The sequence below is a fragment of the Stackebrandtia sp. genome, assembly GCF_035643755.1.
Lineage (GTDB): Bacteria > Actinomycetota > Actinomycetes > Mycobacteriales > Micromonosporaceae > Stackebrandtia.
Genome location: NZ_DASQPW010000166.1, coordinates 23,596 through 33,516 on the forward strand (window position 1 = coordinate 23,596; position 9,921 = coordinate 33,516).

Consider the following 9,921-nt stretch of genomic DNA (forward strand, 5'->3'; position numbering starts at 1 on the left):
CGGACGCAAGGGCTTTCCGGCGGGTCGCGGGGCCTGAACGGACACATTATTCATGCGGGCCCGCACCCCGTCAACCGTTCGCGCTAGGAGGAAAGCGCGGCATTCAGGTGCGTCAACAGCAGACCGTCAAGGGTGAGGCCGCTGCTTTTGAAGAAATCGTCGCGGCTGGTGACGTGCACGAAATGCGTGTCGTACTCGGGAAACCAGGCATTGACGGATTGGAAACCCGCGTTTCCTCCGGTGTGGACGCGGATGTCGTGGCCATCGAGCGTTCCCACAAACCAGCCATAACCGTAGTACTGATAGTCGCCAGGGAGGGCGTCTTTCGTGTCGACGAAGGGATGGAACATCAGTCGCCGCGAGTCCTCCGAAAGGATGCGCCCGTCGTCCAGCGCCTGGTTCCAGGTGACCAGATCGGTGGTGGTGGACCAGAGGTCTCCCGCGCCCATCCCGTAACCGTCCAAGTCGAACAGCTCGTCGAGCGGCCCGTCGGGCCCGCAGCCCACCGCCAGCAGCGGGCGATCGCCGCCGTTGCCCGCGAAGGTGCTCGTCAGCTGCAGGGGTTCGAATATCCGCCGGTCTAGAAATTCGCGGTACGGGGTGCCGGAGGCCAGCTCGGTGATGCGCGCCAGCAGCCAGAATCCCGGGCTGGAGTAGCGGAAACCCTCGCCGACCGGCTGGACCAGCGGCAGGTCGTAGAAGGCGTGGAGGATCTCCTCGGCGGGGGAGTAGGCGCAGATGTCGCACAAGTCCTCGTAGTCCGGCCAGTGCCCGAGCCCCGAGGTGTGGGTGAGCAGGTGATGCGGCGTGATCGGGTCCCACGCCGCCGGGGCCTCGGGGAACCACCGCCGTATCGAGTCGTTCAGCGACAGCTTGCCCGCGTCGACGAGCAGCAGGGTGGCCGCGGCGGTGAACTGCTTGCTGATCGAGGCGATCTGGAAACGGGTGTCGGGCGTCAACGGCGTGCGCGACACCGGGTCGGCGAAGCCGTTGCTGGCCTGGTGGAGGACCCGTCCCTGGCGCACCAGGAGGACGTTGCCCTGAACTTCGGGAAGTGATGTCATAGAGACATCATAACGAGCCTATTGAGGCGTCACTTCGGTCGTTCAGACATAAATAGACGAGCCGACGTGGAGTGACAGCCGTTGGCCTGTGTTGGGCAGGCCCGGCGCTCGACCGTGTTGGGTGTGTCATTCACGGGAGCGCACTCCACGTCGGCTCGGTATGGGTTGTCCTTGTGAGTCTGGTTGATCCGCCTATACAGCATGCCCTGATGGCCGGGCGCCCGCAAGTCCTTAGTGTGCCAGCTTCGCCTTGTGGCACATAACATCTTGGTCTCGGCTCCGGGCGTCGTCGGCGGTTCGGCGACCGGGTGCTGCCAGCGGATAAGCTCGACGCCATGACTGTTCGTGCCGCCCTGAAACCCGGGGTCCAATCGCCGCGCCGCGAGGTTCCCGCCCACATCGTCCGTCCGGAATATGTCGGCAAACCCAAGCCGCAGCCCTTCACCGGCTCGCACGTCAAGGACGCCGAGACCATCGAGCGGATCCGCGCCGCCTCCCGGCTGGCCGCCGACGCGCTGGTGGAGGCGCAGCGGGCGGCCGCGCCCGGGGTCACCACCGACGAGGTCGACCGGGTGGTGCACGAATACATCTGCGACCACGGGGCCTACCCGTCCACGTTGGGCTACAAGGGTTTCTGGAAGTCGTGCTGCACGTCGCTCAACGAGGTGATCTGCCACGGCATCCCCGACTCCACGGTGATCGCCGACGGCGACATCCTCAACGTCGACATCACCGCCTACCTGGACGGGGTGCACGGCGACAACAACGCCACCTTCCTCATCGGCGACGTCGATGAGGAGGCGCGGCTGCTCGTGGAGCGCACCTACGCGGCGACCATGCGCGGCATCAAGGCGGTGGCCCCGGGGCGCGAGATCAACGTGATCGGGCGGGTCATCGAGTCCTACGCCAAGCGCTTCGGCTACGGCGTGGTGCGCGACTTCACCGGGCACGGCATCGGCGAGTCGTTCCACTCCGGACTCCACGTGCTGCACTACGACAACCCGTCCCAGAAGACGATTCTGGAGCCGGGCATGACCTTCACCATCGAGCCGATGATCAACCAGGGCACCTTCGCGCACGACATGTGGGCCGACGGCTGGACCGCCACCACCAAGGACCTGAGGTGGTCGGCGCAGTTCGAACACACCCTGGTGGTCACCGACACCGGCTACGAGATCCTCACCATGCCGACCGAGGGGCCGTCGGCGGGGACACCGCAGAAGTACCGGTAGGACTCAGCGGCGCTCGCTGGGCAGGCGCGACTTGGCGATCAGGCCCGCGCCCAGCATCGCCACCAGCGGCACCACCACCAGCGCGATGCCGATGCTGGACCACGGCGGCGCCAGCGTGTACAGGTGCTGGCGGGGATAGACCACCGCGATCTGCTGGTTCAGGGTGGACAGCACGACATAGCACGCCACGGCCCCGGCGATCACGCCGAGCATGGCGCCCACAAGGGACATCACGCCGGCCTGGGACAGGATGAGCTTGCGCCGGATCGCCGGGGAGGCACCCACGGCGGCCAGGGTCGACAGGTCGCGGCGCGACTCCGCTGCGCTCAGTGCGCAGGCCACCGCCGTGGCCGCCAGGGCCAGCGCCGCCGACACCGCCGCCAGCAGCCACACCGCCGCGGTCACCAGCGCCGGAGGCTCGGGCCGCCGCACGACCTCGGCCACCACCCCCGCGGTGCCGTTGGACGTCTTGCCCTGGGTCTCGGCGTTGAGCCCCCGGTCGGACAGGTCGCTGTCGAAGGACTCGGCCTGGCCCTCGGTGGGCGGGTGCGTGGTGGTGGCGAACAGGACCATCGAGTCCGACGGCGCCAGCCTGAGCCGCTTCGCCGCCTCGGCGCTCACCAGTATCTGCTTGTGGTTGCGCGTCCCGGTGGTCAGCGCGTGCGCGGGCAGCCTCGCCGAATCCCGCACCGAGAAGGAACCCCCGTTGAGGTCGGCGGGGTGGTCGCGGATCTCGATCGTGGCGTGGCCGTCGCGCAGCAGGTCGGCGTCGTTGACGACCACGCCGCCGTCGCGCAGCGTCGCCCGGGCCGCGGCCAGGTCGGCGCCCGTGGCCCCCGTGATCGCCGCCAGCGTCGTCGAGTCCACGACGAACACTCCGTAGGCGAGGTTTCCGGTGCCCGATCCCTGATGCTGCTTGCAATGCGGGTTGGCCGCGGCCTTGGCCTGCTCGGCGGCCGGCATCGCCGAGATGTTCTTGCGGTCGTCGAAGGGGCACGCCTTGTCCTTCGGCGGCAGCACCGCCACCCGGCACGAAGCCGACGACCCGGAATGCCCGCAGGTCAGGGCGGGCAGGCGATACAGGTGCGACACCGGCAGGTGGCGCCGCATCGCGGCCGACACCTTGTCGGCGGTGTCGGACAGCACCTCGCGGGTGTGCTCGGTGCCCTCGGGATGCGTCGGATCCGAATAGGACACCTGGATGTCGGCGTAGGCGCTGCCCACCGGGGCCACCGCCTCGTTGCTGTCGACCAGGCGCGACTGGTCGGCCATCAGGAACATGGACACGGCGATGCTCGCGGCCACCACCGCCATGATCGCCGAGATGGCCGGGGCGGCGGCGCTGCGGTTGCGTCCGGCGTCGCGCAGCGCGATGCGCGCGGTCAGCGGCAGGAAGCGCCCGCCGCGGCTCAACAGGCCCAGCAGGCCCGGGGTGCACAGCACCAGGCCGAGCTCGGCGGCGACGATCCCGCCCAGCAGCACCGCCAGGCCGCCGCTTCCGTTGCCTACCAAGGCACAGGCCACCCCGCCGACGATCAGGGCGACGCCCAGCACCACCCAGCGCTTCGGCGAACGCGTGATCCCGGCCCGCCCCGCCAGCGCCGTGGCCACCGGCTGCCGGGAGGCGATGAACGCCGGAACCACCGCGGCCAGGCCGCCGGTGATCACGGCGACGACCATCACCGGGACGTTGAGCTGCGGCCAGAAGCGATACCCCGCCAGCCTTTCGCCCATGACGGACTCCACGATCGGCGAGGCCGTCCACGCCAGACCCACGGCCAGCACGCCGCTGACCAGCGACGACACCGCACCCAGAGTCAGGCCGCCCGCCAAGACGGTGCGCCGCACCTGGGCGGGCGTGGCGCCGTTGGCGCCCAACAGGGCGAACTCGCGCCCCCGCCGCTTGGCGCCGATGGCGAAGGCCGGTCCGGCCAGCAAGACCACCTCCAGCCCGATCATCGCGATCAGGAAGGCGAGCAGGATCAGGGTCTGCTGGCGCGAGGCCACCGGCGTGGGCACCTGCGGGGGCGTCGGCGGCGGGTCGTCGGCGACGGCGCGCGAGTACACCGCCATGCCCTTGTCGTTGTAGCGCCGCACGTCGTCCCAGGTCACCGGCTTCGGCGTCACGGCGAGCCAGCGACTGTGCTTGCCGTGGAACGACTTCGGCGACATCGCGACGAACTCGGCGTCCAGGTCGCCCGGCGCCTCCACCACCGCGGTGACGGTGCGGGTGGAGGCGGTGGGACTGGAGAACTTCAGGCGGTCGCCGACGTCGACGCCGAGCCGGTCGGCGGCGGTGCGCGACAGCGCGACCTGGCCGGGGCCGGGCACGCTGCCGTCCAGGACGGTGAGGATGCCCTCGGTGGCCTTGTCGGACAGGTCGATCCCGCGCACGTCCACATGCGAGCGCCCGCCGTCGGCGGCGACCACCGAGTGGCCCGTGGTGATCTCCACCAGGCGGCTGCCGCCGGGCAGGGCGTCGAGGATCTGCGAGGCGTCGTGCGGGTCCAGGTCGGTGTCGCCGGTGCCGGAGGGCACCGCGCCGACCGAGCGATCGGTGGGGTCCTGGGCCACCGGACCTCGGTAATCCCAGTCCACGATGGCGTCGGCGTGGCCCATGTCGCGCACCGCCTGCTCGGCGGGCGTGGGCGCGAAGCTGTCCAGGGTCGTGCTCGTGCCCACGATGGCGAAGACCGGTAGTCCCAACAGGACGATCACCAGGGTCGAGCGCCGCTTGGACTTTCGGGCGTCGCGGCGCGCGAGCCGGAAGGCCAGCCGCAGCGCCGCGGCGGTCACGGCGCCTCCGACAGCAGCGTGTCGACCGAGGCCAACGGGCCGGAGGCATCCACCACCCGGCCGTCCCGCAGGAAGATCACCCGGTCGGCCCAGCCGGCGTGGCGCGCGTCGTGGGTGACCAGCACCCCGGCGGCGCCGGCGTCGCAGCGGGCGCGCAACAGCTTCAGGACCGTCTCTCCGGTCTGGGTGTCCAGCGCGCCGGTGGGTTCGTCGGCCAGGATGAGACGCCGATCCCCGACCACGGCGCGGGCGATGGCCACCCGTTGCTGCTGACCGCCGGACATCGCGTCGGGGAAGCGCTCGGCCAGATCGCCGATGCCCACCCCGTCCAGCGCCGAGCGCGCCGCGTGCCGGGCCCTGCGCACCGAGGCGCCGTCCAGCTCCAGCGGCAGCGCCACGTTCTCCGCCGCCGTGAGGCTGGGAATCAGATTGAAGTCCTGGAACACGTAACCGATCGAGCGGCGCCGCAGCTTCGCAAGCTCCCGCCGCGACAGGCTGTCCAGCGCCGTTCCGTCGACATGAACGTGGCCGGCGGTCGGAGCATCCAGACCACCGGCCAGATTGAGCAAAGTAGACTTTCCCGACCCCGAGGGGCCCATCACCGCTACCAATTCCCCGGCGGAAACCGCCAGATCGACGCCGCGCAGCGCTTCGACGGCCGTTTCTCCCTGGCCGTGGACGCGACTTACCTCTCGCAGCGTCAGTGCGGTCATCGCCTACTTACCTTGTGGGGTTCGATAACCCGGTCGCCGTCTTCGACCGGCGTGGAATGGGTGGACGCGGCGGCGGCCTTGCGCACCAGGCTGGCCTCGCAGTGGTCCAGCCACCGCACCTCGGCCTCGGCGCGGAAGATCATCGAGTCCAGGATCAACAGCCAGGCGGTGTCGTCCTGGTTGGCCCGCATTTTGAGCTGGGTGTACTCCTGAAGCGCGCGAATCGTCGCCACCCGTTGAGTCTGCACCACGTCGGGAACGTTGACACCGGGGGTGGTCAACGCCAGGGCCAACTTGATGGCGAGCTCGTCGCGCGGGCGGTCGGTGCTGGACACCGGGGTGGAAAACCACACGGCGAGGGCGGCCCGCCCGGCGTCGGTGATGGTGTAGGGCCGCTGGCCCTGGTCGTTCTCGGGAAGCGCGCGCACCAGGTGGTCCCGCTCCAGGCGCGTCAGGGTGGTGTAAACCTGGCCGATGTTGAGCGGCCAGGTCGCGCCGGTAGATTCCTCAAAGGATGAACGAAGCTGGTAGCCGTAGGCTGGTCCGCGCTCCAAAAGGGCCAGGAGTCCGTGCTTGATGCTCAAAGCTTCTCCTAAATATTGCAATATGTGCTGGTATCGGCGCCTTCGATGGGCGTAGAGAAGTGTCGAAGGGTGCCTACGCAGTAGGTTTACACACCAGAGCGCGAATTAACAGTGACTGAACGGTCGATTTGCGCCGCCACGCAGCCGGAAGACCGGCTATCCCTAGTGGCGTCCCGGGAACGCGGTGGTCGACGGAGACACGCCCGTAGCCCGTTTCCAGCGCGCCAGGTTCACCGCGCTGGACGCCATCGCCCGGGCCGCCGCGCGCCGGTCGGCGCCGGTGGTGTTGGCCACCACCGCCCGCCAGGTGCGGGTCGTGCGGTCCTCGATATCCGAGATCAGCCTGCCCGCGGTCTTCGCGTCGGTGGCCTGTGACGGCAGCCGGTAGGCCGCTTGCTGCTCGGGAACCTTGGCGCCGGAGTCGCTCATCCGGGTCAACACCGCGTCGCGGGTGTCGCGATGCGCCTGGTCCGAGCGCTTGGCGGCGTCCAGTTGGGCGCCGGTGAGATGCGCCCCGGCCACGCCGAGGGCGTACAACGCCTCGTACTCGGCGATCAGCCCGGCGGGCAGCCCGTGATCGGCCATCACATCACCTTCAGCACGTCGGCGTGGGTGGCGCGGCACGCGGCGATCTCGCCGAACAGCACCGCCAGCTCGTCTCCGCCCGACACGCAGGCGTCCCACGCCTGGTCCCGGCCGTCCAGCTCCGCCCGGCGCAACGCGTCGGCGGAATTCGCGTCGCCGTCGGCCGTGGGCCCGGCCTTGCCGCCGGCGTCGCCCAGGATCTTCTTCAGGGCCGCGGCGTGCTTGGCATGGTTGTCGCGCAACACCTTCAGGGAGTCCTCATCGGACCACTTCGCCTTGATGGCGGCGTCGTAGGTGTTCATCATCGTGCGGGAGGTGACCCACACCCGGTGCACCACCCGGGAAAAGTCCAATGTGGCCGTGGTGTTCGACGTGGCGGAGCACCCGCCCAGCGCCAGCGCCGCCGCCGCGCCCGTCAGCAAGACGGCACGCCGCCGCATCACCCATTGTTCGTCCATTGGCACCGCAACAGTCTGCCAGGCGTGGTGGTGCCCGGCGCACCAGGCCGCACACCCGCCCGACGCTTCCCTGAGCGGCGCGTTTCGGCTAGTCTCGCTCTTTGCGAAGACATGACGAATAAGGGGGTGCGCGTGACCGACGTGACACGGAAGCGGATCCGGGCCGTGGTGGAGCCGGTGGTCACCGCCGAGGGCTACGACCTCGAGGAACTCAAGGTCTCCCAGGCCGGACGCCGGACCATGGTGCGCGTCCTGGTCGACCGGGACGGCGGCGTCGATCTGGACGCGATCGCCGCGGTCTCGCGGGAGCTGTCCAAGGCGCTGGACGCCGCCGAGGCCGACGAGGGCCCCTTCGCCGCCAGTTCGTACACACTGGAGGTTTCCTCCCCGGGCGTGGACCGCCCACTCACCATGCCGCGCCACTGGAGGCGCAACGCCGGACGCCTGGTGAGCGTGCGGCTCAAGGACTCCACCGTGACCGCCCGCATCACCGGCGCCGACGACGACGGCGTCGAATTGGACACCCCGGAGGGCTCGCGCCGCGTGGCGTACGGTGATCTAGGTTCCGGGCGCATCCAACTGGAGTTCTCCCGCTCGTCCGGCAAGAACGAAAGGCAGGAATAGCGGCGTGCGTATCGACCTGGTCGCTTTGCGATCCCTGGAGCGGGAACGAGACATTCCCTTCCACACCATCATCGACGCCATCGAAAGCGCGCTGCTGACCGCCTACCGGCACACCCCGCACGCCAACAGCGACGCCCGGGTGGAGATCGACCGCGAAAGCGGCGCCGCCACGGTGTTCGCCCGCGAGTTCGACGAGGACGGCAACCTGCTGCGCGAATGGGACGACACACCCGAGGACTTCGGACGTGTCGCCGCCATGACCGCCAAACAGGTGATCATGCAGCGGCTGCGCGAGGCCACCGACGACGTCAACTTCGGCGAATTCGCCAATATGGAGGGTGACATCGTCACCGGCGTGGTCCAGGCGCACGAGGGACAGTCCGAAAAGGGCATCGTCGTGGTCGACCTCGGCAAGATCGAGGCCATGCTGCCCCACGTCGAGCAGGTGCCCGGCGAGGACTACTCCCACGGACGCCGGCTGCGGGCCTCGGTGGTCCAGGTGGCGCGCGGATCGCGCGGCCCCCAGATCACCCTGTCGCGCACCCACCCGAATCTGGTGAAGAAGCTGTTCGCCATGGAGGTACCCGAGATCGCCGACGGCTCGGTGGAGATCGCCGCCGTGGCGCGCGAGGCCGGGCACCGCTCCAAGATCGCGGTGCGCTCCACCGTCCCCGACCTCAACGCCAAGGGCGCCTGCATCGGCCCGATGGGCTCGCGAGTGCGCGCGGTGATGAGCGAGCTCGACGGCGAGAAGATCGACATCATCGACTACTCCGAGGACCCCGCGGAATTCGTGGGCAACGCGTTGTCGCCGTCCAAGGTCATCAGGGTCGAGGTCCTCGACGCCGACGAAAGAGTCGCGCAGGTCACTGTCCCGGATTTCCAGCTGTCGCTGGCGATCGGGCGCGAGGGGCAAAATGCCCGGCTAGCGGCCCGTTTGACCGGTTGGCGCATCGACATCAAGTCGGACGCCGCCCCCAAGGTGACGCCCGACTCACCGCCGGAGCCAGAGGTGCCAGCGGGCGGCGCGGGCGCGTAGAGGTATTATTTTCAGTGGTCCGTCGCGCAGAGGTAGTCCGCATGTGTGTGGGTTGCCGTCAACGCGCTTCGGCCACCGAGTTGTTGCGTGTTGTCGCCGTCTCAAACTCTGATACCACGGGGTTTCGGTTGACTCCCGACCCTGCGCGTCAGCTACCGGGCAGGGGCGCACACGTCCACCCCGATCCGGTTTGCCTGACCCAGGCACTGCGACGCCGCGCCTTCGGGCGGGCGCTGCGGTTGACGTCCGGAGTCGATACCACCCCGGTGGAGGAGTTCGTGGCGAACGCGCGATGAGACGACTCGGCTTTTCGATGGAGGGCACGTGGGTGTCCTCTCGCGACAGCAAGGTAGGTAGACCGGACATGAGCACACGATGAAGTCGTCGCAATGACCAGGCATCAAGTGCGAAGTTGAGGTCGGCGGGCCAAGCCCCGCATGACCTCAGGATGAGGAGTGCAGTGGCAGGCAAGGCCCGCGTACACGAGCTCGCCAAAGAGCTCGGCGTGACTAGCAAGATCGTGCTCGCCAAACTCAGCGACATGGGTGAGTTTGTGAAGTCGGCATCGAGCACGGTGGAACCACCGGTGGCCAGGCGTTTGCGGAACGAGTTCGCGAACGGCGGTTCTTCGGCGCCCGCGAAACCCAGGCCGGCGGCCAAGGCCGCCGAGTCCCCCGCGGCGGCACCGGCAGCCGAATCGACTACGAAGACCGGCGCGGCCCGGCCCGGCCCGCGCCCCAAGGCGCCGGCCGGCAAGCCCGGCCCCGCCAAGAAGGCGGCGAAACGCCCCGCCGCCCCCAAGGTGACGCCCGACTCACCGCCGGAG

11 protein-coding genes are annotated in these 9,921 nt (G+C 69.3%); 5 read left to right on the plus strand and 6 right to left on the minus strand.

Annotated features, from left to right (window positions below):
• Positions 1 to 83: 83 nt before the first annotated feature.
• Positions 84 to 1,064: a serine hydrolase domain-containing protein gene (locus VE172_RS12525; protein WP_324801995.1), complete on the minus strand. Its 981-nt coding sequence runs from the start codon at positions 1,062 to 1,064 to the stop codon at positions 84 to 86.
• Between the two features lie 335 nt (positions 1,065 to 1,399).
• Between VE172_RS12525 and map the strand changes: the two genes are divergently transcribed.
• Entirely contained in the window at positions 1,400 to 2,296 is an 897-nt protein-coding gene (map, locus tag VE172_RS12530; RefSeq protein ID WP_324801998.1) for a type I methionyl aminopeptidase, read from the plus strand.
• A gap of 3 nt (positions 2,297 to 2,299) precedes the next feature.
• On the opposite strand, the gene VE172_RS12535 is transcribed toward map, so the two are convergent.
• From VE172_RS12535 to VE172_RS12555, 5 genes are all read right to left on the minus strand, one after another.
• A complete protein-coding gene (locus VE172_RS12535; RefSeq protein ID WP_324802001.1) occupies positions 2,300 to 5,092 on the minus strand; it encodes an FtsX-like permease family protein in 2,793 nt (930 codons plus the stop codon).
• A complete protein-coding gene (locus VE172_RS12540; RefSeq protein ID WP_324802004.1) occupies positions 5,089 to 5,805 on the minus strand; it encodes an ABC transporter ATP-binding protein in 717 nt (238 codons plus the stop codon). Before VE172_RS12540 ends, VE172_RS12535 begins: the two co-directional genes overlap by 4 nt.
• The gene (locus VE172_RS12545; RefSeq protein ID WP_324802007.1) at positions 5,802 to 6,389 is read right to left on the minus strand and encodes a PadR family transcriptional regulator; all 588 of its coding nucleotides are present in this window, start codon (positions 6,387 to 6,389) and stop codon (positions 5,802 to 5,804) included. The genes VE172_RS12540 and VE172_RS12545 overlap by 4 nt, the downstream gene beginning before the upstream one ends.
• A 162-nt stretch (positions 6,390 to 6,551) precedes the next feature.
• On the minus strand, positions 6,552 to 6,974 hold the full coding sequence (locus VE172_RS12550; protein WP_324802010.1) for a ferritin-like domain-containing protein: 423 nt from the start codon (positions 6,972 to 6,974) through the stop codon (positions 6,552 to 6,554).
• On the minus strand, positions 6,974 to 7,438 hold the full coding sequence (locus VE172_RS12555) for a hypothetical protein (protein WP_324802013.1): 465 nt from the start codon (positions 7,436 to 7,438) through the stop codon (positions 6,974 to 6,976). Before VE172_RS12555 ends, VE172_RS12550 begins: the two co-directional genes overlap by 1 nt.
• A gap of 126 nt (positions 7,439 to 7,564) precedes the next feature.
• Between VE172_RS12555 and rimP the strand changes: the two genes are divergently transcribed.
• The 4 genes from rimP to VE172_RS12575 all read left to right on the plus strand — a co-directional run.
• A complete protein-coding gene (gene rimP / locus VE172_RS12560) occupies positions 7,565 to 8,056 on the plus strand; it encodes a ribosome maturation factor RimP (protein WP_324802016.1) in 492 nt (163 codons plus the stop codon).
• Positions 8,057 to 8,060: 4 nt separating this feature from the next.
• The gene (gene nusA, locus VE172_RS12565; protein ID WP_324802019.1) at positions 8,061 to 9,095 is read left to right on the plus strand and encodes a transcription termination factor NusA; all 1,035 of its coding nucleotides are present in this window, start codon (positions 8,061 to 8,063) and stop codon (positions 9,093 to 9,095) included.
• Positions 9,096 to 9,109: 14 nt separating this feature from the next.
• Entirely contained in the window at positions 9,110 to 9,391 is a 282-nt protein-coding gene (locus VE172_RS12570; protein WP_349258356.1) for a YlxR family protein, read from the plus strand.
• Positions 9,392 to 9,555: 164 nt separating this feature from the next.
• Positions 9,556 to 9,921: translation initiation factor IF-2 N-terminal domain-containing protein (locus VE172_RS12575; protein ID WP_324802025.1), on the plus strand; the 366-nt coding region annotated here is incomplete at its 3' end.

Coding starts and splice junctions, on each gene's coding strand:
- map (WP_324801998.1), top strand. CDS start 1,400: ATGACTGTTCGTGCCGCCCTGAAACCCGGGGTCCAATCGCCGCGCCGC.
- VE172_RS12525 (WP_324801995.1), bottom strand. CDS start 1,064: ATGACATCACTTCCCGAAGTTCAGGGCAACGTCCTCCTGGTGCGCCAG.
- VE172_RS12550 (WP_324802010.1), bottom strand. CDS start 6,974: ATGGCCGATCACGGGCTGCCCGCCGGGCTGATCGCCGAGTACGAGGCG.
- VE172_RS12540 (WP_324802004.1), bottom strand. CDS start 5,805: ATGACCGCACTGACGCTGCGAGAGGTAAGTCGCGTCCACGGCCAGGGA.